This is a genomic window from Streptomyces californicus (assembly GCF_000717645.1).
In the GTDB taxonomy this organism is placed as follows: domain Bacteria; phylum Actinomycetota; class Actinomycetes; order Streptomycetales; family Streptomycetaceae; genus Streptomyces; species Streptomyces californicus.
On sequence record NZ_JNZZ01000022.1, the window covers coordinates 1 to 25,584 of the forward strand.

The window sequence follows — 25,584 nt, forward strand, 5'->3', positions numbered from 1 at the left end:
ACTGCAGGGGGGACCCTGTGGGAGAGTAGGACGCCGCCGAACAATTTTTCCGGGAAAGCCCCGTGCCTTGTGGCACGGGGCTTTTCTGCGTTCACCGCCAGATTCGTCCGTAGCCGGCCCGGTGGGGCGGGCGGCCTCCGCGGAAGGCGGCTCCAGCCTCCATCGTTCGCAGGACGTGCACCGGCGATCCAGGCGGTGAACCGGCTCCGCAGAGGGCCGGTGCGGAGCCGCTCGCAGGCCGCCCGACCTGGCAGGACACGGATTAGGAGCAATCCCGGATCCCGTGTATGGTTTACCTCGTTGCCGCAGGGCAACGAGGCCCCAATAGCTCAGTCGGTAGAGCGTCTCCATGGTAAGGAGAAGGTCTGCGGTTCGATTCCGCATTGGGGCTCAGAGAAACGAAAGGTCCCCGCCACACGGCGGGGGCCTTTCGCGTTCTGTGCGGCCGGATGCCCGGCCGGCGCGGGTCAGGACTGCTGGGGCTGGGGCTCGGGAATGCGCATGGCCAGGATCGCCATGTCGTCCGAAGCGGGCTCGGCGGCGAAGCGCTCCACGGCCCGCAGGATGCGTGCGGCGACCGCTCCGGCTGTCAGGCCCGTACAGGTCGACAGCACCTCGGCGAGGCCGTCGTCGCCCAGCATGCGGCTTCCCTCACGGCGTTCGGTGATGCCGTCCGTGACGCAGAGGAGGACGTCGCCCGGATCGAGGACGACCTCCTCCGCGTACAGCTCCAGGTCGTCGATGACGCCGAGGAGCGGCTGCGGCTCGGCGGCCGGTACGACCGAGCCGTCCTGGCGCAGCCGCAGTGGCAGCGGATGGCCGGCGCAGACGACCTTCAGGAGGGCGCTGCCGTCCTCCCGGGGCCACAGCTCGCCGTACAGCAGGGTCAGGAAGCGGCTGCGGGCGCCCTCGTCGAGGATCGCCGCGTTCAGCCGCTCCAGGACGGCGGGGCCGCCGAACCCCTCGCGGGCCAGGAGGCGCAGCGCGTGGCGGGCCAGCCCGGTGACGGCCGCCGCCTCGGGACCCGTACCGCAGACGTCGCCGATGGCGAAGCCGTACGCGCCGTCGCTGATCGGGAAGACGTCGTAGAAGTCGCCGCCGACCTCGTTGCCCTCGCCCGCCGCGCGGTAGATGACCTCGATCTCGACGTTCGGCACATCGGGGAGACCCGGCGGCAGGAGGCTGCGCTGGAGGGACTGGCTGATCGCCGTGCGCTCCGAGTACAGGCGGGCGTTGTCCAGGGCCAGAGCGGCCCGGCGGGACAGGTCCTCGGCCAGCTCCAGGATCTCCTGGCGGAAGTGGTCGTCCGAGGGCTTCCCGAGCGTCAGCATGCCGATCACGCGGTTGCGGGCGACCAGCGGCAGGACCACGGTCTCACCGCCGACCGCCTGAGCCGTGGCGAGCGTGGTCCGGGTCGCCGTGCTCATGCTGAGCGGGGCGTCGGCGGCCAGAGCACGCGTCGACGTGGACACCGCCGCGCGGTGCCCCGCCTCCGCCGGCGCGGACCAGACACGAGCGCCCGGGGTCGGCACCGGATCCGGCGGGGAGATCTTCGACAGGAGGGCCTTGAGCCCGTCGATGAGGTCCTCGTCCTCGTGGAGCACGTACGAGAGGTACGGGTCCGAGGACTGGTCCGCGATCGTGTACACGGCGCACCAGGTGGCCAGGGTCGGGACCGTCATCTGTGCCATGAGGGCCAGTGTCTGGTCCCGGTCGAGCGTGCCGGCCAGCAGGTCGGACGCCTCGACGAGGAAGGACAGGGAACCGCGGCGCAGCCGTTCCAGCTCGCCGAGGCGGGCGGACTCCACCGCGAGCGCGATGCGGTCCGCGGCGAACTGGAGACGCAGGGCCTCCTCGTTGGAGTAGCGGCCGGCGTTCTCCGCCGCGACGCCGAGCGAGCCCGTGAGCCTTCCCTCGACCTTCAGCGGGACCGTGACGACCGAGCGCATCCCCGTGTCGGTGAGCAGCGGGACGGCGCCGGGAACGGCGGTCAGGTCCTCGTGCACCGCGGGCATCCGGGCGGAGCCGTAGCGCCCCGTGCCGGCCTCCACGGGGACCCGGGCGAACCGCTGGCGGGCCGAGGGGAGGCCCGTCGTCGCGCGGACCTCCAGCTCCGTCTCGTCGTCCGTGGCGAGCAGGAGGAAGGCGGCGTCCGCGTCGAGCATGTCCCGGGCCCGCTCCACCGTCCGCTGCAGGAGGCCGTCCAGGTCGTCGGGGGCGGGAGAGCCGATGAAGACCTCGAACGGGTCCGCCGTGCGGTTGTCGGAGGAGACGTCGGAGACCGGCGCGCGGACCGGGCTCTGGAGGACGGCGCGCTCGTCGTCGCGGACGAGCAGGCAGACCGTCGACGGGTCGCCGTCGTTGTCGCGGACCCGCAGGTGCGAGGCGTACACGGGGATGGTCCGGCCGTCGGCGCCGCGGATCCCGTAGCTGCCCTCCCAGCGGGAGAGCTGGAGGGCGTCGGCGATGCCCGTACTGGTGCCCGGGGTGTGCGGCCAGGCCACGAAGTCGGTGAACTGCTTGCCGGCGACCTGCTCCGCGGTGTGCCCGAACACGTGCGCCGCGTCTTCGTTCCAGGCGCTGATCGCGCCCGTGCTGTCGATCTGGACGACGGCGACCCGGACCCGCTGGTCGGTCACGGGGAGCAGCGAGGTCGGCAGGACCGGGCCCGCCGAGCGGATCCCCACCGGACGGTCGGGCAGGTCCAGCTGGAACCAGACGTGCTTGCGGGTGGGGCTGTACTCGACACCCCAGCGGGAGGCCAGGGCCGCACAGAGGAGCAGCCCGCGGCCGTTCTCACGGTCGGGGCTGCCGAAGTCGATGCCGCTGCTCTGGAGCGGCACCTCGCGTTCCGGATAGTGGTCGGCGACCTCGACGCGGACGCCCTCCGCGCTGCGCAGGCACAGCACGTCGGCCGCGGTGCCGGCGTGGATGACGGCGTTGGTCACGAGCTCACTGGTGAGAACGACGGCGTCGTCGACGACATCGTTGTACCCCCACCCCTGGAGCGTGTCCCGGACAAAGGCGCGGGCGGTCGCGACAGAGCGCCCGACCGGTTCGAACGTGGCGGCCGCGCGCGCGGTGATCACAGCACTCCCCATATGGTGTCTCGTCGCTTCCCCGAGTCCTGTGCCCGTTTCTCGCCGCTTCGACTCGCCTGCCAGGCTAGACCTTCGGCAAAGGCGCCGGACACGCGAGGGCTGAGTTCGGGACAAGTCGCCCCGGCGGTGGTGCGCGGGCGCACAAGTATGGACCCCCGGCGCAGGGGATGGGGCTCAACAGGGACAGTTGGTCCGGCGACCGGTTCCGGCCTGGTACGTTGCAATGATTTGACGTCCGCCCGGCTGCCCGTTGACGGTGTGCGGTGGCGGTGAGCCAAAGTGGAACTGGGCAGGCTTGTGAAAAGGCCCGGGTGAAACGGTCAACCCCTGCGGGAGGGACACGGTGGAGTCTGGCGTGGCGGCGCGGGGTCCGAAGGCGCGTACAAAAGGCGGGCAGTCCGTGAAGAAGCAGCGCAATGGCACCGTCGAAGTGGACGCGGCGGCTCTGAACAGAGTGCTCGGGGCCCTGGTGGCGATGCGCGACGGCAATTTCCGCCGGCGGCTCACCGTCTCCGGCGACGGAGTGCTGTCGGAGATCGCGGCGGTCTTCAACGAGGTCGCGGACCGCAATCTCCACCTCACGGGTGAGCTGGCACGCGTACGCCGGGTGGTCGGGCGCGAGGGGAAGCTCACCGAGCGGCTGGAGACGGGCGCCTGCGAGGGCTCTTGGGCCGCCGCGATCGACGCCTCCAACGAGCTCGTCGACGATCTCGCGCGGCCCGTCTCCGAGGTGGGCCGGGTCCTGTCGGCGGTCGCCGACGGTGACCTGGAGCAGCGGATGGAGCTGCGTTCGCACACGCAGGACGAGACGGTGCGCCCGCTGCGCGGGGAGTTCCTGAAGGTCGCCCGTACGGTCAACAACCTCGTCGACCAGTTGTCGGTCTTCACCGAACAGGTCACCCGGGTCGCGGTCGAGGTGGGCACCGAGGGCAAGCTCGGCGGCCAGGCGCAGGTGCGCGGGATGTCGGGGTCCTGGAAGGACCTCACGGACTCCGTCAACACCATGGCGTACCGGCTCACCGCACAGGTGAGGGACATCGCGCTGGTGACCACGGCGGTCGCCAAGGGCGATCTGTCCCGCAAGGTCACCGTCCACGTGGCCGGCGAGATGCTCCAGCTCAAGAACACCGTGAACACGATGGTGGACCAGCTGTCGTCGTTCTCGTCCGAGGTGACGCGCGTCGCCCGCGAGGTGGGTACGGAGGGCGAGCTCGGCGGTCAGGCGACCGTGCCGGGCGTCGCCGGCGTGTGGAAGGACCTCACCGACTCCGTCAACACGATGGCGGGCAACCTCACCTCCCAGGTGCGCGGCATCGCGGAGGTGACGACGGCGGTCGCCAACGGCGACCTGACGCAGAAGGTCACGGTGAGCGCGCGCGGCGAGGTCGCCCAGCTCGCCGAGACGATCAACCAGATGACCGAGACGCTGCGCACCTTCGCGGACGAGGTGACCCGCGTGGCGAGCGAGGTCGGCGGCGAAGGGCTGCTCGGGGGCCAGGCGCAGGTTCCGGGGGCCGCGGGGACGTGGAAGGACCTCACCGATTCGGTGAACACGGTCTTCCGGAACCTGACCACGCAGGTGCGCGACATCGCCCAGGTGACCACGGCGGTGGCCAGCGGCGACATGACGCAGAAGGTCACGGTCGACGTGGCCGGGGAGATGCTGGAGCTGAAGAACACCGTCAACACGATGGTGGACCAGCTCCAGTCGTTCGGTTCCGAGGTGACCCGGGTCGCCCGGGAGGTCGGCGTCGAGGGCCGGCTCGGCGGCCAGGCCGAGGTGCCGGGCGCGGCGGGGACGTGGAAGGACCTCACCGACTCGGTGAACACCGCGTTCCGCAACCTGACCGGACAGGTCCGGGACATCGCCCAGGTGACCACGGCCGTCGCCAACGGAGACCTCTCCCAGAAGGTCACCGTGGACGTGGCCGGGGAGATGCTGGAGCTGAAGAACACCGTCAACACGATGGTGGCGCAGCTGTCCAGCTTCGCCGACCAGGTGACGCGGATGGCCCGGGACGTGGGCACCGAGGGCCGTCTCGGCGGGCAGGCGCGCGTGGACGGCGTATCGGGTACGTGGAAGGAGCTGACGGACTCCGTCAACTTCATGGCCGGGAACCTCACCTCGCAGGTGAGGCAGATCGCTCAGGTGACGACGGCGGTGGCGCGGGGCGACCTGTCGCAGAAGATCGACGTGGACGCCCGGGGCGAGATCCTGGAGCTCAAGAACACCATCAACACCATGGTCGACCAGCTCTCGGCCTTCGCCGACCAGGTCACCAGGGTGGCCCGCGAGGTGGGTACGGACGGGCGGCTCGGCGGTCAGGCGCAGGTGCCCGGCGTGGCCGGAGTGTGGCGTGATCTCACCGATTCGGTGAACGGCATGGCAGGCAACCTGACCGCTCAGGTCCGCAACATCGCGCAGGTCGCCACGGCGGTGGCGCGCGGTGACCTGTCGCAGAAGATCGACGTGGACGCCCGGGGCGAGATCCTGGAGCTCAAGAACACGCTCAACACGATGGTGGACCAGCTGTCCAACTTCGCGGAGCAGGTGACGCGGGTCGCCCGTGAGGTGGGTACGGAGGGCATCCTCGGCGGTCAGGCCGAGGTCCAGGGCGTCTCCGGTACGTGGAAGGACCTGACCCAGTCCGTCAACGGCATGGCGAACAACCTGACGCTCCAGGTCCGCAACATCGCCGAGGTCACCACCGCGGTCGCCAAGGGCGACCTCTCCAAGAAGATCACCGTCGACGCCAAGGGCGAGATCCTCGAACTGGTCACGACCGTCAACACGATGGTCGACCAGCTGCTGAACTTCGCCGACGAGGTGTCCAGGGTGGCCCGCGAGGTGGGCACCGAGGGGATCCTCGGCGGTCAGGCGCGGGTGCGCGGGGCGACCGGCATCTGGAAGGACCTCAGCGAGAACGTCAACCTGATGGCCAACAACCTGACCAGCCAGGTGCGCAACATCTCCCGGGTCTCCTCCGCGGTCGCCAACGGCGATCTGACGAAGAAGGTCACCGTGGAGGCACGGGGCGAGGTCGCGGAGCTGGCCGACACCGTCAACACGATGGTGACGACGCTCTCCTCGTTCGCCGACGAGGTGACGCGGGTGGCCCGCGAGGTGGGCACCGAGGGCGAGCTGGGCGGTCAGGCCCGGGTGCCGGGGGTCGCCGGCACGTGGAAGGACCTCACGGAGTCCGTGAACTCGATGGCCTCCAACCTGACCGGTCAGGTGCGGCAGATCGCCACGGTCACCACCGCCATCGCCAAGGGCGACCTGACCAAGAAGATCGACATCGACGCGCGCGGTGAGATCCAGGAGCTGAAGAACACCATCAACACGATGGTCGACCAGTTGTCCTCGTTCGCCGAGCAGGTGACGCGGGTCGCCCGCGAGGTGGGTACCGAGGGGCAGCTGGGCGGCCAGGCGCGCGTGCGGGACGTGGACGGTACCTGGCGCGACCTGACCGAGTCGGTGAACGAGATGGCCGGGAACCTGACCCGTCAGGTACGGGCCATCGCGGCGGTCGCCACGGCGGTGACGCGCGGCGATCTGAACCTCAAGATCGACGTGGACGCGGCTGGTGAGATCCAGGTCCTCCAGGACAACATCAACACGATGATCGCGAACCTGCGCGACACTACGCTCGCCAACAAGGAGCAGGACTGGCTGAAGGGCAACCTCGCCCGGATCTCCGGACTGATGCAGGGCCGCCGCGATCTGGACGACGTGGCCTCGCTGATCATGAGCGAGCTGACGCCGGTGGTCTCGGCTCAGCACGGCGCGTTCTTCCTGGCGATGGCGCCGGGCGATTCGGATGAGGTCGGTCCCGACAACGGCGAGGACGGCTCGTACGAGCTGCGGATGCGGGGGAGTTACGGCTACTCCGCGGGCTCGATGCCGACCTCCTTCCGGCCCGGGGAGACGCTCATCGGGACGGCGGCCGAGGAGAAGCGGACGATCCAGGTGGACAACGTGCCGCCGGGGTACCTGAAGATCTCGTCCGGGCTCGGGGAGGCCCCTCCGGCGCATGTGATCGTGCTGCCGGTCCTCTTCGAGGGCAAGGTCCTCGGCGTGATCGAGCTGGCCTCCTTCCAGCCGTTCACGCACATCCAGCGGGACTTCCTCAACCAGCTCGCCGAGATGATCGCCACCAGCGTCAACACGATCAGCGTCAACACCAAGACGGAGAAGCTGCTGGAGCAGTCGCAGGAGCTGACCGAGCAACTGCGCGACCGCTCGCAGGAGTTGGAGAACCGCCAGAAGGCACTCCAGGCGTCCAACGCCGAACTGGAGGAGAAGGCCGAGCTGCTGGCCCAGCAGAACCGCGACATCGAGGTGAAGAACACCGAGATCGAGGAGGCGCGCCAGGTGCTGGAGGAGCGCGCCGAGCAGCTCGCGGTCTCGATGCGCTACAAGTCCGAGTTCCTGGCGAACATGTCGCACGAGCTGCGCACGCCGCTCAACTCGCTGCTGATCCTCGCCAAGTTGCTGGCCGACAACGCCGAGGGCAACCTCTCGCCGAAGCAGGTGGAGTTCGCCGAGACGATCCACGGCGCCGGCTCCGACCTGCTCCAGCTGATCAACGACATCCTCGACCTCTCCAAGGTCGAGGCGGGCAAGATGGACGTCAGCCCGACGCGGATCGCGCTGGTCCAGTTGGTCGACTACGTGGAGGCCACCTTCCGCCCGCTCACCGCGGAGAAGGGGCTCGACTTCTCCGTACGGGTCTCGCCGGAGCTTCCCGCCACCCTGCACACGGACGAGCAGCGCCTGCTCCAGGTGCTGCGCAACCTGCTCTCCAACGCGGTGAAGTTCACCGACAGCGGTGCGGTCGAGCTGGTGATCCGGCCGGCCGGAGCCGACGTTCCCAACGCGATCCGGGAACATCTGCTGGAGGCCGGTTCGCTGCGCGACCCGGACGCCGGTCTGATCGCCTTCTCGGTGACCGACACCGGCATCGGGATCGCGTCCAGCAAGATGCTGGTGATCTTCGAGGCGTTCAAGCAGGCGGACGGCACGACGAGCCGCAAGTACGGAGGCACCGGTCTCGGCCTCTCCATCAGCCGGGAGATCGCCCGGCTGCTCGGCGGTGAGATCCACGCGGCCAGCGAACCGGGCCGGGGTTCGACCTTCACGCTGTACCTGCCGCTGCACCGCGCGGAACTGCCGCCCCAGGGCTACCCGTCGGCGGGTTCCGGTTCCGCCGAGGTGCTGGGTGGCGCCGACGGGCCGGGGCAGGCCCAGCCGCCGCAGGGCCAGCAGGCTCCGCTCGGCGATCCGGCCAACTCCGCGGGAGTGTTCCGTCGTCGGCGCAAGGCCTTGGGGGAAGCGGCCGCCAGGCCCGCCCTCCCGGCCGGTCGCACCGCGCCCGACAGCGCGCCTCAGCAGGAGGAATGGGTGCAGGGCGGCCCGGACCGGGCGCAGGACCAGGGCGCGGAGGAGCAGGCGCCCCGGCGGACGTTCCGTTTCCGCGGGGAGAAGGTGCTCATCGTCGACGACGACATCCGCAACGTCTTCGCGCTCACCAGCGTGCTGGAGCAGCACGGACTGGCGGTGCTGTACGCCGAGAACGGCCGCGAGGGGATCGAAGTCCTGGAGCAGCACGACGACGTGACGGTCGTACTGATGGACATCATGATGCCCGAGATGGACGGTTACGCGACGACGACCGCGATCCGGCGGATGCCGCAGTTCGCCGGACTTCCGATCGTGGCGCTCACCGCGAAGGCGATGAAGGGCGACCGGGAGAAGGCCATCGAGTGTGGAGCTTCCGACTATGTGACGAAGCCGGTCGATCCTGATCATCTGCTCGCGGTGATGGAGCAGTGGATGCACGGAGAGTGATCGAAGGTTGAACGAGTTGGCGTGAGTTGATGATCGACCGTGCGCGAACGGGTGTGAACCCGCTGCATTCGGGGAACCTTCTGGTCTCCCACCGCGTTTGCGGTATGTGCACGGTGACATCGCGGTGACAGGGTGTGGTGACGGGCGGGGTGCGGCTACCATGACCGGCACAAGGGCGGACGGCGTAAGGGAGTCGTCCCCCGGGGCGGCACCCGGCGTATTTCCGGGGCGAGGAGGACGGGCCATGGTGCAGAAGGCCAAGATCCTCCTGGTCGATGACCGGCCGGAGAATCTGCTGGCGCTGGAGGCCATCCTCTCTGCGCTCGATCAGACACTGGTCCGGGCATCGTCAGGGGAGGAGGCGCTCAAAGCGCTGCTCACGGACGATTTCGCGGTCATTCTGCTGGACGTCCAGATGCCGGGCATGGACGGTTTCGAGACCGCCGCGCACATCAAGCGGCGGGAGCGGACCCGGGACATCCCGATCATCTTCCTCACCGCGATCAACCACGGTCCGCACCACACCTTCCGCGGATACGCGGCGGGAGCGGTGGACTACATCTCGAAGCCGTTCGACCCGTGGGTGCTCCGCGCCAAGGTCTCGGTCTTCGTCGAGCTGTACATGAAGAACTGCAAGCTCCGCGAGTAGGCCGCGCTGCTGCGGCTGCAGTTGGAGGGCGACGGCCAGGCGGGAAGCCGGCACGAGCGGGAGCCGGCCGGTCTGCTGGCCGAGCTCTCGGCGCGGCTGGCCGCCGTCGAGGAACAGGCCGAGGCGCTCTCCAAACAGCTCGACGACGAGTCCGCGGACGCCGCGGCCGTCGCCACCGCCGCCCATCTGGAGCGCAAGCTGACCGGGCTGCGCCGCGCGCTCGACGCGTTGGAGCCGGGGACCGGCGGAGGCGCGAGCGTGCTGCCCGCCCCGAGCTGAGTCGCAGCGATCCGGCAGGACCGGCCCCGAGCCTCCCGGCAGCGTCGGTTTCCGAGTCCGCGACGCCCGCACGGGCCCGGCGCAGGGCCTCACGCACCCCGACTCCCGGTGACGCGTGGGGCCTTCCGCGTGAGCCGACGTCAGTTCCCCGCCCCGTGAAGGCGACACGGACGGGTGAACCAGCGGCCGAACGTGTTCACGAGGGGCGACAGCGGTAACCTCGGCACCATGGCCTCACGTACGTCCGGCAAGGGTTCCCAGGGCACGGCGGGCACCACAAAGCGCGTCGGCCGTACCACGGGGCCGGCGAAGAAAGCCGCGCCCGCGAAGAAGGTCGCAGCCAAGAAGGCGGTGGCCCCCGCGAAGAAGGCGGCGGCCAGGAAGCCCGCGCCCAAACCCGCGCCCTCGCCCACCGGCGGCCTCTACCGCCTGGTGCGGGCGGTCTGGCTCGGGACGGCGCACGGCGTCGGCGCGGTGTTCCGTTCGATAGGGCGTGGAGCCAAGGGGCTTGACCCAGCCCACCGCAAGGACGGCCTCGCGCTGCTGCTGCTCGGCCTGGCGCTGGTCGTCGCCGCCGGCACCTGGTCCAACCTCCAGGGCCCGGTCGGCGACCTGGTCGAGATGCTGGTCACCGGGGCCTTCGGGCGGCTCGATCTGCTCGCGCCGATACTGCTGGGCGCGATGGCGGTCCGTCTGATCCTCTATCCGGAGCGGCCGGACGCCAACGGCCGTATCGTCATCGGGCTGTCCGCCCTCGTCATCGGCGTCCTCGGCCAGGTGCACATCGCCTGCGGCTCGCCGGGCCGCGACGCCGGCACCGAGGCGATGCAGGATGCGGGCGGTCTGATCGGGTGGGCCACCTCGAAGCCGCTGATCTTCATGATGGGCGAGGTCCTCGCCGTACCGCTGCTGGTGCTGCTGACCGTGTTCGGGCTCCTGGTCGTCACCGCCACCCCGGTCAACGCCATCCCGCAGCGGCTCCGCCAACTCGGCGTCCGTCTCGGAATCGTCGAACCGTCCCCCGAGGACGTCGAGGGGTACGAGGGCGACGACGAGCGCTACGACGAGCAGTGGCGCGACGCCCTGCCCGAGGGCCCCCGCCGGCGCGGGACCCGGCGCACCGACGCCGGACCCGACCACGACCGGGCCGAGGAGGAGGCGCTCACCAAGCGCCGCCGGCCCCGCCGTCCCTCCGCCCAGCCCGCGATGAACCGGCCGCTGGACGCGGTGGACGTCGCGGCCGCCGCCGCTGCCGCGCTCGACGGGGCCGTGCTCAACGGCATGCCGCCCTCGCCGGTCGTCGCGGATCTGACGCAGGGAGTCTCGCCGGACCGGGAACGCACCGGTACGCCTGTTCCCGGAGCCCGCGGGGCCGAGCAGCGGGAGGAGCGCCCGAAGCCCGGCGTCCGCAGGACCGCCCCCGCCGCCGAGGGCGCCGAGGAGCGGTCCGGCGGTGTGCCCGACCTGACCAAGCCCGCCCCCGAATCCTCACCCGGGCTGCCCGCCCGCGCCGAACAGCTCCAGCTCTCCGGCGACATCACCTACTCCCTGCCCTCGCTCGACCTGCTGGAGCGCGGCGGCCCCGGCAAGACCCGCAGCGCCGCCAACGACCTGGTGGTCGAGTCGCTGACCACCGTCTTCACCGAGTTCAAGGTGGACGCCGCCGTCACCGGCTTCACCCGGGGGCCGACGGTCACCCGGTACGAGGTGGAGCTCGGCCCCGCCGTCAAGGTCGAGAAGATCACCGCGCTGACCAAGAACATCGCCTACGCGGTGGCCAGTCCCGACGTGCGGATCATCTCCCCGATCCCCGGCAAGTCGGCGGTCGGCATCGAGATCCCCAACAGCGACCGGGAGATGGTCAACCTCGGCGATGTGCTGCGCCTGGCCGAGGACGACGACCCGATGATGGTGGCCTTCGGCAAGGACGTCGAGGGCGGCTACGTCATGCACAGCCTGGCCAAGATGCCCCACATGCTGGTGGCCGGCGCCACCGGCTCCGGAAAATCGTCCTGCATCAACTGCCTGATCACCTCGGTCATGGTGCGGGCCACCCCCGAGGACGTGCGGATGGTCCTCGTCGACCCCAAGCGCGTCGAGCTGACCGCGTACGAGGGCATCCCTCACCTCATCACCCCGATCATCACCAACCCCAAGAAGGCCGCCGAAGCGCTCCAGTGGGTGGTCCGCGAGATGGACCTGCGCTACGACGACCTGGCCAACTTCGGCTACCGGCACATCGACGACTTCAACAAGGCGGTGCGCGAGGGCAAGCTCAAACTGCCCGAGGGCAGCGAGCGCGAGCTGTCCCCGTACCCGTACCTGCTGGTGATCGTCGACGAGCTGGCCGACCTGATGATGGTGGCCCCGCGTGACGTCGAGGACTCCATCGTCCGCATCACCCAGCTGGCCCGTGCGGCCGGCATCCACCTGGTGCTCGCCACCCAGCGCCCCTCGGTCGACGTGGTGACCGGCCTGATCAAGGCCAACGTGCCCTCCCGGCTCGCCTTCGCCACCTCCTCCCTCGCCGACAGCCGCGTCATCCTCGACCAGCCCGGCGCGGAGAAGCTCATCGGCAAGGGCGACGGGCTGTTCCTCCCGATGGGCGCCAACAAGCCGACCCGTATGCAGGGAGCGTTCGTCACCGAGGACGAGGTCGCAGCCGTCGTCCAGCACTGCAAGGACCAGATGGCCCCGGTCTTCCGGGACGACGTCGTCGTCGGCACGAAGCAGAAGAAGGAGATCGACGAGGACATCGGCGACGACCTGGACCTGCTCTGCCAGGCCGCCGAACTGGTCGTCTCCACCCAGTTCGGATCGACCTCGATGCTCCAGCGCAAGCTCCGGGTCGGTTTCGCGAAGGCCGGGCGGCTGATGGACCTCATGGAGTCCCGCTCCATCGTCGGACCGAGCGAGGGCTCCAAAGCCCGCGACGTCCTCGTGAAACCCGACGAGCTCGACGGGGTGTTGGCCGTCATCCGCGGGGAATCCGCCCCGTAACGCAATCCGCTCCGTAAAGGTTTTGTGGGCAACCGTTTCGTACGGCCGTACGTCCAGTTGAAGGGAGGGACACCACCGTGCCCCTCCCCGCAGTCCACACCGTTCCCACCCCGCTCGTCCCCCACCCCCGTTCGGCCCACTACCGGTTGCCCAGTCCTCGATCGGGGCCGTGCTCCGCAGCCGCTCCACCCCGGAGCCGGAGGCGGGGCCGACCGGCGAACCCGATGGCGTACAAAGTCGTCCCGCCCGGTTGCCCCTCCCTTTCGTACCCCCCCTAGACTGAACACCCAGCAGGTGGCTCACGCTCGAAAGGCGCCCCCGTGTCCATCGGCAACTCTCCCGAAGACGACCGGCCTTCGGTCGGTCGCGCCCTCCAGCAGGCTCGTATCGCCGCAGGTCTGACGGTCGAGGAAGTCAGCGCCTCGACCCGGGTGCGCATGCCCATCGTGCAGGCGATCGAGCAGGACGACTTCTCCCGCTGCGGCGGCGACGTCTACGCCCGCGGCCACATCCGCACGCTCGCCCGCGCCGTCGGCCTCGATCCGGAACCGCTGGTCGAGGAGTACGACGCCGACCACGGCGGGCGTCCGGCGCCGACTCCGGCGGTCCCGCTGTTCGAAGCGGAACGCATCCGCTCCGAACCCCGGCGGCCCAACTGGACCGCCGCCATGGTCGCGGCCATCGTCGCCGTCATCGGGTTCGTCGGCTTCACCCTCTTCAACGGGGGCGAGGACGAACCCTCCACCACCGCCCAGGTCGCCGAGGGCTCCAAGCCCGACAAGACGGCGGCCAAGCCCACCGCGACCAAGCCCGCCGACAAGGAGCCCGTGCCCTCCGAGAGCGCCATCGCCGCGGCCCCCCGGGACAAGGTGACGGTCAAGCTCAGCGCCGACCGGGGCAAGAGCTGGATCTCGGCCAAGGACCACAACGGACGGCTGCTCTTCGACGGGCTGCTGCTCCAGGGCGAGTCCAAGACCTTCCAGGACAGCGAGCGCATCGACCTCGTCCTCGGCGACGCCGGGGCGATCGAGCTCTTCGTCAACGGCAAGCAGGTCCAGGACCGCTTCGGCCCCGGCCAGGTCGAACGTCTCTCCTACACCAAGGGCGACCCCGAGGCCGGCTGACCCGCCGTCCTCACCCCCTGTGAACGCCACGACGGGCGTCCGGCCTCGCGCCGGGCGCCCTTCGGCGTTCCCGGGGCGGCCCGGCGTCACTCCTCGTAGCCGCGGGGCGCTCGTGAGTGGGCTCGGCAACCCTGGACGGCAGGAGGTGCGCGGGGACGAAGTAGTCTTGAGTCCATGCCCGAACGCCGTACCGTCGCCCTTGTCACTCTTGGCTGCGCCCGTAACGAGGTGGACTCGGAGGAGCTTGCAGGCCGCTTGGCAGCGGACGGCTGGGACCTCGTCGAGGACGCCTCGGACGCGGATGTCGCAGTCGTCAACACCTGTGGGTTCGTCGAAGCCGCCAAGAAGGACTCCGTCGACGCCCTGCTCGAAGCGAACGATCTGAAGGACCACGGCCGCACCCAGGCCGTCGTCGCCGTCGGCTGCATGGCCGAGCGCTACGGCAAGGACCTCGCCGAGGCCCTGCCGGAGGCGGACGGCGTCCTCGGATTCGACGACTACGCCGACATCTCCGACCGGCTCCAGACCATCCTCAACGGCGGCATCCACGCCTCGCACACCCCGCGCGACCGCCGCAAGCTGCTGCCGATCAGTCCCGCCGAGCGGCAGGACGCCGCCGTGGCGCTGCCCGGCCACGCCCAGGAGGCGCCCGCCCCGGTCCCCGAGGACCTGCCGGAGGGGGTCGCTCCGGTCTCCGGGCCCCGGGCGCCGCTGCGCCGCCGCCTCGGCACCAGCCCCGTCGCCTCGGTGAAGCTCGCCTCGGGCTGCGACCGCCGCTGCTCCTTCTGCGCGATCCCCTCCTTCCGCGGTTCGTTCATCTCGCGGCGGCCCTCGGACGTGCTCCAGGAGACCCGCTGGCTGGCCGAGCAGGGCGTCAAGGAGGTCATGCTCGTCTCCGAGAACAACACCTCCTACGGCAAGGACCTCGGCGACATCCGGCTGCTGGAGACCCTGCTGCCCGAGCTGGCCGACGTGGACGGCATCGAGCGGATCCGGGTCAGCTACCTCCAGCCCGCCGAGATGCGCCCCGGTCTCATCGACGTCCTCACCTCGACGCCGAAGGTCGCCCCGTACTTCGACCTCTCCTTCCAGCACTCCGCCCCCGGCGTGCTGCGCGCGATGCGCCGCTTCGGCGACACCGACCGCTTCCTGGAGCTGCTGGACACCATCCGGAGCAAGGCCCCCGAGGCCGGCGCCCGCTCGAACTTCATCGTCGGCTTCCCCGGTGAGACCGAGGCCGACCTCGCGGAGCTGGAACGCTTCCTCACCGGCGCCCGCCTCGACGCGATCGGCGTCTTCGGCTACTCCGACGAGGAGGGCACCGAAGCGGTGGGCTACGAGAACAAGCTCGACGCCGACACCATCGCGGAGCGCCTCGCCCACATCTCCCAGCTGGCCGAGGAGCTGACCTCGCAGCGTGCCGAGGAGCGCGTGGGGGAGACCCTCCAGGTGCTGGTGGAGTCCGTGGAGTCGGACGAGGACGGCGAGGTCGTGGTCGGGCGCGCGGCGCACCAGGCGCCCGAAACGGACGGCCAGGTGGTCTTCACCACACGCGAGGGACTGGTGCCGGGCCGTATGGTCGAGGCGAAGGCAGTGGGCACCGAGGGCGTCGACCTGGTGGCCGAACACCACGACCTTGCGGAGGTAGCCAGATGACGGGAGTCCCGGCATCCGCGGCAGGCGGCTCCGGCGCGAAGCCGGTCCGCGGCGGCAAGCTGGGCACTGCGGCCGTCAACCAGGCCAGCCTGTGGAACATCGCCAACATCCTCACCATGGTCCGGCTGCTGCTCGTGCCCGGCTTCGTCCTCCTGCTGTTCCACAACGGCGGGTACGACCCGGCCTGGCGCTCCTTCGCCTGGGCGGCCTTCGCCATCGCGATGATCACCGACCTGTTCGACGGCCATCTGGCGCGGACGTACAACCTGGTCACGGATTTCGGGAAGATCGCCGACCCCATCGCCGACAAGGCGATCATGGGAGCCGCGCTGGTCTCGCTCTCCATCCTGGGCGATCTGCCGTGGTGGATCACCGGCGTGATCATCGCGCGTGAGCTCGGCATCACGCTCATGCGGTTCTGGGTGATCCGCCACGCGGTGATCCCGGCCAGCAGAGGCGGCAAGCTGAAGACGCTCGCGCAGGGGACGGCGGCCGGCATGTACGTCCTGGCCCTCACGGGGCCCCTGGCGACCCTGCGGTTCTGGGTGATGATGGTCGCCGTCGTGCTGACGGTGGTCACCGGGCTCGACTACGTACGTCAGGCCGTCGTCCTGCGCCGTCAGGGCCTCGCCGCCGAGCGGGCCGCCGCGGCGGCCCGCTCGGCGGACGCCACGGAGGCGCTGCGGGCGGCCGCGGGTTCCGCGGTGGGCGCCGCGCCGGCCGGTGCGGTGACGGCCGTCACGGACGCCCGGCCCGATGCGGCGGAACCGCGGTCCGGAACGGCGGACATCCCGGCGGGGGCCTTCGACGTACGGTCCGGCGCCGCCGAGGCGCGAGGCGGCGCGGAGGCCGAGCGGTGACAGCCGCCGCCCGGGTGCTCCGGCTCCTCGGCGCGCGCGGCGAGACGCTGGCCGTCGCCGAATCGCTGACGGGCGGCCTGGTCGCCGCCGAGCTGACCGCCGTACCCGGCGCCTCCCGGTCCTTCCGGGGCTCGGTGACGGCGTACGCCACCCCGGTCAAGCGGGACCTCCTCGGCGTCGACGCGCCTCTCCTGGCAGAGCGCGGTGCGGTGGACCCCGAGGTCGCGGCGCAGATGGCGGCCGGGGTGCGCCGGGTCCTCGACGCGGACTGGGGCGTCTCCACCACGGGGGTCGCCGGGCCGGAACCGCAGGACGGGCAGCCGGTCGGCACGGTCTACGCGGCCGTGGCCGGACCCTCCGGCGTCGAGAAAGTCGTCGCTCTGCGGTTGAATGGTGGGAGGGCGGAGATCCGTCATGAGAGCGTGCGAAGCGTCCTCGAACTGCTCGCGAGCGAACTCGGTGAGAATGCGCGGGCACAGGATACGGAACAACACGGGGGGATTTGATGTTTGCAGCCCTGAGTGAACACAACATCGCTCCCCGCACGGCCGCGCCTCAAGGCGGTACGGTAGGGCGTGAAGGATGCGGCTACGCGGTCCGAGGAGGGAGCCACCGATGATTCTGCTCCGTCGCCTGCTGGGTGACGTGCTGCGTCGGCAGCGCCAGCGCCAAGGCCGTACTCTGCGCGAAGTCTCCTCGTCCGCCCGGGTCTCGCTCGGTTATCTCTCCGAGGTGGAGCGGGGGCAGAAGGAGGCATCCTCCGAGCTGCTCTCCGCGATTTGCGACGCGCTTGACGTACGGATGTCCGAGCTCATGCGTGAGGTGAGTGACGAGCTCTCGCTCGCCGAGCTCGCCGCGTCGGCGGCTGCCAGCGATCCGGTGCCAGTGCCGGTTCGCCCCATGCTCAATTCCGTCTCCGTCTCGTCGGTCGCAGGTGTGCCGTCGGGGCGCGTCACCATCAAGGCGCCCGCGGAAGCGGTGGACGTCGTCGCCGCCTGATCCCTGCGGCACCATTGCTCGACCGGAGTCCCGGTCGGCCCCCACCGGGGCCGGCCGGGGCTCTTCGGCGTGGGGCCCGATTTCTCTGTGACCTGTGCTTCATCCGTGGAGGACGGGTGTGAGAGCTCGTCCGGCGGGCACACGAAGGACGAGGCCCACATGACCGTTTTGCTTCATATGTGCCATCGTGGGTGATGCACCGAAACGGTCGGTCAAGCGGCTGACGGATGGGAGTAGCGCACATGACTGTCGTCAAGAGCACGTTGTCCGAGAGCGACCTGAAGGTCGTGGGAGCGGCGCTGCAAGGCGCCCTGGTCGACCTGGTCGACCTCTCCCTGGTGGCCAAGCAGGTCCACTGGAACGTGGTCGGTCCGCGCTTCCGCTCCGTGCACCTTCAGCTCGACGACGTCGTCGTCACGGCCCGCCAGCACTCCGACACCGTCGCCGAGCGCGCGTCGGCGGTCGGCGTCAACCCGGACGGCCGCGCCGGCACGGTCTCCAAGGAGACCGCGATCGCGTCCGTGCCCGAGGGCTGGATCAAGGACACCGACGCGGTGCGGATCCTGGTGGACGCGCTGGGCGTGGTCATCGGCCGGATGCGGGAGCGCATCGAGGTGACCGACGAGCCGGACCCGGTCACCCAGGACCTGCTGATCGCGCTGACGGCCGAGCTCGAGAAGCACGCCTGGATGTTCCAGGCGGAGAGCGCCTGACCGTACGACCCGTCGGCCGGCGGCGTGCGAACGCCGCGGTCGGCGCCCGGGACACATCGGACGAGTGAGAGGGAGCGGATCATGAGCGACGGAGCCATGGACAAGCTGAAGGGCAAGGGCAAGGAAGCGGTCGGCAAGCTGACCGGCGACCAGCGCAAGGAGGCCGAGGGCAAGGCCGACCAGGCCAAGGGTGGCGCCAAGGAGACCGCCGAGGGGCTCGGCGATCGCGCCAAGGGCGTCACGGACTCCCTTCGCCGGGACGACGACAAGTAGGCGTACCCGCGCCTCCCGGAGCCGACGCCCTCAGGGTGTGAGCGCCCCCGCCATCGTGGCGCGGGCGCTTCCGCGTGGGTGCCCCCGGTGGGGCCGGGGGCGGCCCCCTCGGCGGGCCGTTCTGGATGCACCGCCGCCGCGGCCAGGGGAAACTGCCGGAAAGGGTCTCGGCGGCGGGAGGCGGCGATGATACGGCGACGGGTGCCGGCGCTGGTTCTCGGCGGGGTGTGGTGGTGGGCGGTGCTCCGGCTGATCCTGCGCCCGGAGCAGGCGGGGCTGGTCGAGGGGGCGGTGGCGGCGGGTGGCTGGGGGCTGAGCCTGCTGCCGGTCCACGTCGCGTCGGTGGTGCCGGTGCCCGTGGGACCGCCTGGGCGCGGGCGGTGGCTCACCAGGGCATGGCGACGCCGCCGTTCGGGCGGAGGATCTGGCCGGTCGTGAAGGCCGAGGCGTCCGAGGCCAGGTGCAGCACGGTGTGGGCGACGTCCTCGGGTGCGCCGACCCGCCCCAGCGGCGAGAGCCGGGCCATCGCGGTCTCCGTCCGGAGCTGCCCGGCCGCGTCGTGCCGGTCGGTCATCGGCGTACGGATCCAGCCGGGGGCGACGGCGTTCACCCGTATGGCGTGCGGTCCGAGCTCCGTGGCCAGCGTCTTGGTCAGCTGCACCACGGCGGCCTTCGCGACGCTGTAGCAGAGCAGGCCCGCGCTCGCGGAGTCCACGGCGCCGGACGCCATGGTGATCAGCGAGCCGGGTGCGGAGCGGTCCGTCAGGGAGCGGGCCACCTCCTGGCAGGCGTACAGCACCCCGGCGAAATTGACTCTCAGCACCCGTTCCAGGTCCTCGTCCGCCGTCTCCAGCACGCTGCTGGTGTGCATGATCCCGGCCGCGGCGACCAGGACGTCGATGGCCCCGGCCGCGTCGACGGCCGCCCGGACCTGCGTGCGGTCGGTGACGTCGAGGGGGTGGATCCGGGCGTCCCCGCCCGCCTCCGCGACGAGGTCGCACGTCCCGCGCAGGCCCGTCTCGTCGCGATCGGCGCAGTGCACGGTGGCCCCGGCCGCCGCGAGCAGGAGCGCGCTCGCCCGGCCGATGCCGCTCGCCGCGCCCGTGACGAACGCGGCGCGGCCCGTGAGGTCGTACGCGGACAGAGGCATGACGGGACCGTACGACCGGATCTGACGGTGCGTCAACCAGGGTGCGTCCGGAGCGTCAGGACCGGGCCAGCCGGGCCAGGCGTCGTGGACCCGGTCACGATCCGCCGGACGCGCCCTGGGGTGTCGGGCCCGACTGGCAGGCGGGGCACCAGTACGTGGGGCGGTCGTCCTGGTCGGCGCGGCGGATCGGGGTGCCGCAGCGCAGGCAGGGGCGGCGGCCCCGGCCGTAGACGTACAGCGGCTCCCGTACGCGGACGGGCGGGAGCGTGCGCGCGCGGCCGGGAGCCGGCACCTCGGCCGCGGTGGGGTCCGGTTCCCGGGGCCGGAGCGGTGGGGTGCGGAGTTCGGCGGCGATCGTCGTGGTGCGGGTGGGGCGGTCGCGGTTGGCGTACAGCAGACGCTCGGCCGCGGTGACGAGCCGGGGGAGCACCCCTTCGGGGAGGTCGCCCACGGGGAGCCACGGGGTGACGCGGGCCAGGAAGCACAGCTCGCACTTGTAGACGTTGCCGATGCCCGCCAGATTGCGCTGGTCCAGCAGGGCCTCGCCGATGGGCCGCTCCGGCGCGGCGAGCAGCCGCTCCAGGGCGAGGTCCGCGTCCCAGTCGGGGCCCAGCAGGTCCGGCCCGAGGTGGCCCACCGCCCGGCTCTCCTCGTCGGTCCGCAGCAGTTCCAGCACCGGGAGCCGGTAGCCGACAGCCGTGTGCTCGCTGTTGCCGAGGATCGCGCGGATCTGGTGTCCCGGACCGCCCCGCCACCGCTCGCCCGGCGCGTACACCCGCCAGGCGCCGTCCATCCGCAGATGGCTGTGGAGGGTCAGCCCGCCCTCGACCCGGGTCAGCAGGTGTTTCCCGCGCGCGACGACGTCCAGGATGGTACGGCCGGTGAGGTCGGCGGTGGCGAAGCGGGGGACGCGCAGGTCCGACCGGGTCAGCTCCCGCCCGGCCAGCGCCGTGTGGAGCCGGGCGGCGGTCTGCAGGACGGTGTCTCCTTCGGGCATGACTCCATCATGGGCGCGCCGGGCGCGTTCGTGTGCCGAACCGCCCCGGGATGCGTCCGGCGGATCAGGATCGGAGGCCGCGCCAGGTGTCATGGGCCCGGTCGAGATCCGCCGGACGTGCCGGGAGGGCTGCCCCGGGACGTGGTTCCGGTCAGGCGCGCAGCCGCAGACCCTTCGGGGTGGCGAGGAATCCGGCGGCCTCCAGGGTGCGGCCCAGCGGCGAGGTCAGGGAGGAGACGCCGTTCATCCGCTCGACGGTCACCGTGCCCAGGGCCCCGGCGCGCGCGGAGGCGGCCAGCGCCTCGGCCGCCGCGCGCAGGGCTGGTGACTCGGGATCGGACGGCCAGGCCAGGAGGGTCTTGCCGCCGCGCTCCATGTAGAGCGTCAGCTCGCCGTCGACGAGGACCACCAGCGCCCCCGCCTTCCGGCCCGGCTTGTGCCCCGCGCCGTCCGGGGACTCCGGCCACGGCAGCGCCGCGCCGTAGGCGTTGGCGGGGTCGGCGGCGGCGAGCACCACGGCCTCGGGCACCGTCTCCGGGTCGCGGCGGTCCCGTGCCGTGGAGACCGCCCGCAGCCGGTCCACCGCCCCGTCCATCGCGAACTGGGCGGCGCCCAGCCCCTCGACCACATAGCCGCGCCGCGCCTGCCCGTTGTCCTCGAACGCGGCCAGCACCCGGTACGTCGCGGAGAAGCCGCCCTCCACCCCCTCGGCCTGCACCGCGCCGCGGGTCACCACGCCGTGCCGGTCGAGGAGGGTGCGGGCCAACGCGTGGGCGCGGTGGGTCCGTTCCGGTTCGACCGGGGGGAGCAGGGACCAGCGGCCCGAGACCGTCGGCGGGCCGGTGCGCGAGGCGGTTCGGGCGGCGGCGGTGAGCGACCCGTAGCGCCCGCGCGGAACACCGCGCCGGGAGCGGTGCGCGGTGGCCCCCGCCGTCCGCCCCGAGCCCAGCAGCGAGCGCAGCGGCGCCAGGGTGTCGTTGGTGAGTCGCCCGGACCAGGCCAGGTCCCACACGGCGTCGGCGAGTTGCTGGTCCGTGCACTCCGGGTGGGTGGTGGCCCGGACCTGGTCGGCGATCTGCCGGAAGAAGAGGCCGTATCCGCCGGAGAGCGTGGTGAGCACGGACTCGTGGAGCGCCGACAGCTCCAGCGGATGCGGCGGCGGGAGGAGCAGCGGGGCGCTGTCTGCGAGGAAGAGGGAGATCCAGCCGTCCTTGCCGGGCAGCGCCCCCGCTCCCGCCCAGACGACCTCGCCGGTGGTCGTGAGTTCGTCGAGCATCGCCGGGGTGTAGCCCGTGACCCGGCTCGGCAGGATCAGCTTCTCCAGCGCCGACGCGGGAACGGGTGCGCCTTGGAGCTGTTCGACGGCGCGCGCCAGTCCGTCGATGCCGCGCAGCCGGTGGGATCCGAAGTGCTGCCACTGGGGGAGGAAGGAGGCGAGGGCGGCGGGCGGCACCGGCTCCAGCTCCTGGCGCAGCGCCGCGAGCGAGCGGCGGCGGAGCCGGCGCAGCACCGTGGCGTCGCACCACTCCTGGCCGATGCCCGCCGGGTGGAACTCCCCCTGGACGGTCCGGCCGGCGGCCGAGAGCCGCTGCAGCGCGCCGTCGGTGACGGCGGTGCCGAGCCCGAACCGTTCGGCGGCCCGTGCGGCGGTGAACGGGCCGTGCGTTCGCGCGTACCGGGCCAGGAGGTCGCCGAGGGGGTCCTTCACCGGCTCGGTGAACGCCTCCGGGACGCCGACCGGGAGCGCGGTGCCCAGGGCGTCCCGGAGGCGGCCCGCGTCCTCGATCGCCGCCCAGTGGTCGGCGCCGGCGATCCGGACCTGGATCGCCCGGCGGGCCGCGGCCAGCTCCGGGGCCCACGACGGCTCGGCCCCCCGCTCGGCCAGCTCGGCGTCGGTGAGCGGGCCGAGCACCCGCAGCAGGTCGGCCACGCCCTCGACGTCCTTGATCCGCCGATCGTCCGTGAGCCACTGCAGCTCCCGCTCCAGCTCGGTCAGGACCTCGGCGTCGAGCAGCTCGCGCAGCTCCGCCCGGCCCAGCAGCTCGGCCAGGAGATGGGAGTCCAGCGAGAGGGCGGCGGCGCGGCGCTCGGCGAGTGGCGAGTCCCCTTCGTACAGGAACTGCGCGACGTAGCCGAAGAGGAGGGAGCGGGCGAACGGCGAGGGCTCCTGGGTGGTCACCTCGACCAGCCGGACCCGGCGCGCCTCCAGATCGCCCATCAGCTCCGTGAGCCCGGGGACGTCGAACACGTCCTGGAGGCATTCGCGGACGGCCTCCAGGACGATCGGGAACGAGCCGAACTCCGAGGCCACCTGGAGCAGCTGGGACGCCCGCTGGCGCTGCTGCCACAGCGGGGTGCGCTTGCCGGGGGAGCGCCGGGGCAGCAGCAGGGCGCGCGCGGCGCACTCGCGGAAGCGGGAGGCGAACAGCGCCGAGCCGCCCACCTGTTCGGTGACGAGCTGTTCGACCTCGCCCTTGTCGAAGACGACGTCGGCGGCGGCCACCGGGGGCTGGTCGCTGTCGTACGCGGCCCCCGGCGCGGGCGCGTCGCCCCCGCCGTCCGGGGCGTCGAAGTCGAGCAGGTCCAGGCCCATCATGTCCGCTTCGGGCAGCCGCAGCACGATCCCGTCGTCGGCGTGCATGACCTGGGCGTCCATCCCGTACCGCTCACCGAGGCGGGCGGAGAGCGCCAGCGCCCAGGGGGCGTGCACCTGCGCGCCGAAGGGGGAGTGCACGACGACCCGCCAGTCGCCCAGCTCGTCCCGGAACCGCTCGACCAGGATCGTGCGGTCGTCCGGCACATGGCCGCAGGCCCGGCGCTGCTCGTCGAGGTAGGCGAGGACGTTGTCCGCGGCCCAGGCGTCGAGTCCCGCGGCGAGCAGGCGCAGCCGGGCGTCCTCCTCGGACAGGCCGCCGATCTCCCGGAGGAAGGCGCCGAGCGCGCGGCCGAGCTCCAGCGGGCGGCCCAGCTGGTCGCCCTTCCAGAACGGCAGCCGCCCCGGCACGCCCGGAGCGGGCGAGACCAGGACACGGTCCCGGGTGATGTCCTCGATCCGCCAGGACGTGGTGCCCAGGGTGAACACGTCCCCGACGCGGGACTCGTAGACCATCTCCTCGTCCAGCTCGCCGACCCGGCCGCCGCCCTTCTTCGGGTCGGCGCCGGCGAGGAAGACCCCGAAGAGGCCCCGGTCGGGGATGGTGCCGCCCGATGTGACCGCGAGCCGCTGCGCGCCGGGGCGGCCCGTGACCGTGCCCGCCACCCGGTCCCACACCACCCGGGGGCGCAGCTCCGCGAAGGCGTCGGAGGGATAGCGTCCGGCGAGCATGTCGAGCACGCCCGTGAACGCCGACTCGGGGAGCGAGGCGAACGGGGCGGCCCGCCGGACCAGCGCCAGCAGATCGTCGGCCTGCCAGCTGTCCAGGGCCACCATGGCGACCAGCTGCTGCGCCAGGACGTCCAGCGGATTCGACGGGATGCGCAGCGCCTCGATGGCCCCTTCGCGCATCCGCTCGGTGACGACGGCGGCCTGCACCAGATCGCCCCGGTACTTCGGGAAGACCACTCCGGTGGAGACCGCGCCCACCTGGTGTCCGGCCCGCCCCACCCGCTGGAGGCCGGAGGCGACGGAGGGCGGGGACTCGACCTGGACCACCAGATCGACCGCGCCCATGTCGATGCCCAGCTCCAGGCTGGAGGTGGCGACCACGGCGGGCAGCCGGCCCGCCTTGAGGTCTTCCTCGACCTGTGCCCGCTGCTCCTTGGAGACCGAACCGTGGTGGGCGCGGGCCAGCAGGGCGGGGGCGCCCCTGGCCGCACCGGACTGGGCCATGATCTCGGACGGGGCGTGGGCCTCCGGGAGGGCGGGCGCCGGATCGTCGGGGTCGAACGCGGTGCCGGTCGCCCGCTCGTAGGCGATCTCGTTCAGCCGGTTGCACAGCCGCTCGGCCAGCCGCCGGGAGTTGGCGAAGACGATGGTGGAGCGGTGGGCCTGGACGAGATCGGCGATGCGCTCCTCCACGTGCGGCCAGATCGAGGGCTTGTCCGCCTGCCCGGAGTCGCCGTCCGTGGCGGGGGAGCCGCCCAGCTCGCCCAGGTCCTCGACGGGGACGACGACCGAGAGGTCGAACTCCTTCGTGGACCGCGGCTGGACGATCTCCACCTTGCGCTGCGGGGAAAGGAAGCGGGCCACCTCGTCGACCGGCCGGACCGTCGCGGACAGGCCGATGCGCCGGGCCGGGCGGGCCAGCAGCTCGTCGAGCCGCTCCAGCGTCAGGGCGAGATGGGCGCCCCGCTTGGTCCCGGCGACCGCGTGCACCTCGTCGAGGATCACGGTCTCGACGCCGGCCAGCGCCTCCCGGGCGGAGGACGTCAGCATGAGGAACAGCGATTCGGGCGTGGTGATCAGGATGTCCGGCGGCCTGGTCACCATCGACCGCCGCTCGGCGGGCGGGGTGTCCCCGGACCGGATGCCGACCCGCACCTCGGGCTCCGGCAGGCCCTGGCGCACCGACTCCTGGCGGATGCCGGTCAGCGGTGAGCGGAGGTTGCGTTCGACGTCCACGGCGAGGGCCTTGAGCGGGGACACGTACAGCACGCGGCAGCGCTTCTTGGCGTCGGCGGGCGGCGGCTCGGCGGCCAGCCGGTCCAGCGAGGCGAGGAACGCGGCCAGCGTCTTGCCGGAACCGGTCGGGGCGACCACCAGCACGTCACTGCCCTCGCCGATGGCACGCCAGGCGCCCTCCTGCGCCGGGGTGGGCGCGCTGAAGGCGCCGGTGAACCAACTGCGGGTCGCGGGCGAGAACGTGTCGAGCGCGGAACCGGTCATGGCCACCATCCTGCACCCCGGCACTGACATCGACGCCGATACGCGGGTTCCGGTGGTCGTGCCCCGATCGGCGACACCGGGCCCCGTCCCGGTCCGCGGTGGTCGGC

At 71.8% G+C, this 25,584-nt stretch carries 14 protein-coding genes, 1 tRNA gene and 1 pseudogene; 12 read left to right on the forward strand and 4 right to left on the reverse strand.

The genetic code is table 11. From position 1 onward, the window contains the following. The first annotated feature begins 318 nt into the window (after positions 1–318). A tRNA-Thr gene (locus IF19_RS0126670) sits at positions 319–391 on the forward strand. A gap of 76 nt (positions 392–467) precedes the next feature. Here the strand turns inward: IF19_RS0126670 and IF19_RS0126675 are convergent. Continuing rightward, positions 468–3,101 (reverse strand): SpoIIE family protein phosphatase, encoded by a 2,634-nt coding sequence (locus tag IF19_RS0126675; protein ID WP_030277239.1) that lies wholly within the window; start codon positions 3,099–3,101, stop codon positions 468–470. 400 nt (positions 3,102–3,501) lie between these two features. Between IF19_RS0126675 and IF19_RS0126680 the strand changes: the two genes are divergently transcribed. From IF19_RS0126680 to IF19_RS1000000138470, 11 genes and pseudogenes are all read left to right on the forward strand, one after another. Next, complete coding sequence (locus tag IF19_RS0126680; protein ID WP_030116195.1) at positions 3,502–8,952, forward strand: HAMP domain-containing protein; 5,451 nt, start codon at positions 3,502–3,504, stop codon at positions 8,950–8,952. Between the two features lie 244 nt (positions 8,953–9,196). Continuing rightward, positions 9,197–9,880: pseudogene (locus IF19_RS01000000135010) on the forward strand (response regulator). 228 nt (positions 9,881–10,108) lie between these two features. Next, positions 10,109–12,880 (forward strand): DNA translocase FtsK, encoded by a 2,772-nt coding sequence (locus IF19_RS0126690; RefSeq protein WP_030116196.1) that lies wholly within the window; start codon positions 10,109–10,111, stop codon positions 12,878–12,880. A 320-nt stretch (positions 12,881–13,200) separates the two neighbouring features. Further along, entirely contained in the window at positions 13,201–14,004 is an 804-nt protein-coding gene (locus IF19_RS0126695) for a helix-turn-helix domain-containing protein (RefSeq protein WP_030116197.1), read from the forward strand. Between the two features lie 174 nt (positions 14,005–14,178). Next, positions 14,179–15,660 carry a 30S ribosomal protein S12 methylthiotransferase RimO gene (gene rimO, locus IF19_RS0126700; RefSeq protein WP_030116198.1) on the forward strand — a complete coding sequence of 494 codons (1,482 nt, stop codon included), beginning with the start codon at positions 14,179–14,181 and terminating at the stop codon, positions 15,658–15,660. Continuing rightward, complete coding sequence (gene pgsA / locus IF19_RS0126705) at positions 15,657–16,520, forward strand: CDP-diacylglycerol--glycerol-3-phosphate 3-phosphatidyltransferase (RefSeq protein WP_030197292.1); 864 nt, start codon at positions 15,657–15,659, stop codon at positions 16,518–16,520. Before rimO ends, pgsA begins: the two co-directional genes overlap by 4 nt. Beyond that, positions 16,517–17,026, forward strand: coding sequence for a CinA family protein (locus IF19_RS0126710; protein WP_030116200.1), 510 nt, complete (start codon positions 16,517–16,519; stop codon positions 17,024–17,026). Before pgsA ends, IF19_RS0126710 begins: the two co-directional genes overlap by 4 nt. 109 nt (positions 17,027–17,135) lie before the next feature. Then, complete coding sequence (locus IF19_RS0126715) at positions 17,136–17,519, forward strand: helix-turn-helix domain-containing protein (protein WP_030116201.1); 384 nt, start codon at positions 17,136–17,138, stop codon at positions 17,517–17,519. Between the two features lie 242 nt (positions 17,520–17,761). After that, positions 17,762–18,232 (forward strand): Dps family protein, encoded by a 471-nt coding sequence (locus IF19_RS0126720; RefSeq protein ID WP_030116202.1) that lies wholly within the window; start codon positions 17,762–17,764, stop codon positions 18,230–18,232. Between the two features lie 81 nt (positions 18,233–18,313). Then, positions 18,314–18,505 carry a CsbD family protein gene (locus IF19_RS0126725; protein WP_030116203.1) on the forward strand — a complete coding sequence of 64 codons (192 nt, stop codon included), beginning with the start codon at positions 18,314–18,316 and terminating at the stop codon, positions 18,503–18,505. A 186-nt stretch (positions 18,506–18,691) separates the two neighbouring features. Next, entirely contained in the window at positions 18,692–18,943 is a 252-nt protein-coding gene (locus tag IF19_RS1000000138470) for a hypothetical protein (RefSeq protein ID WP_078580922.1), read from the forward strand. Here the strand turns inward: IF19_RS1000000138470 and IF19_RS0126730 are convergent. The 3 genes from IF19_RS0126730 to IF19_RS0126740 form a co-directional block, all read right to left on the reverse strand. Next, the gene (locus IF19_RS0126730) at positions 18,891–19,655 is read right to left on the reverse strand and encodes an SDR family NAD(P)-dependent oxidoreductase (protein ID WP_030116204.1); all 765 of its coding nucleotides are present in this window, start codon (positions 19,653–19,655) and stop codon (positions 18,891–18,893) included. The two genes, IF19_RS1000000138470 and IF19_RS0126730, sit on opposite strands and share 53 nt — an antisense overlap. A gap of 94 nt (positions 19,656–19,749) precedes the next feature. Then, positions 19,750–20,652 carry an Fpg/Nei family DNA glycosylase gene (locus tag IF19_RS0126735; protein WP_030277243.1) on the reverse strand — a complete coding sequence of 301 codons (903 nt, stop codon included), beginning with the start codon at positions 20,650–20,652 and terminating at the stop codon, positions 19,750–19,752. Positions 20,653–20,803: 151 nt separating this feature from the next. Next, positions 20,804–25,477 carry an Lhr family ATP-dependent helicase gene (locus tag IF19_RS0126740; RefSeq protein ID WP_030277245.1) on the reverse strand — a complete coding sequence of 1,558 codons (4,674 nt, stop codon included), beginning with the start codon at positions 25,475–25,477 and terminating at the stop codon, positions 20,804–20,806. Positions 25,478–25,584 lie beyond the last annotated feature (107 nt).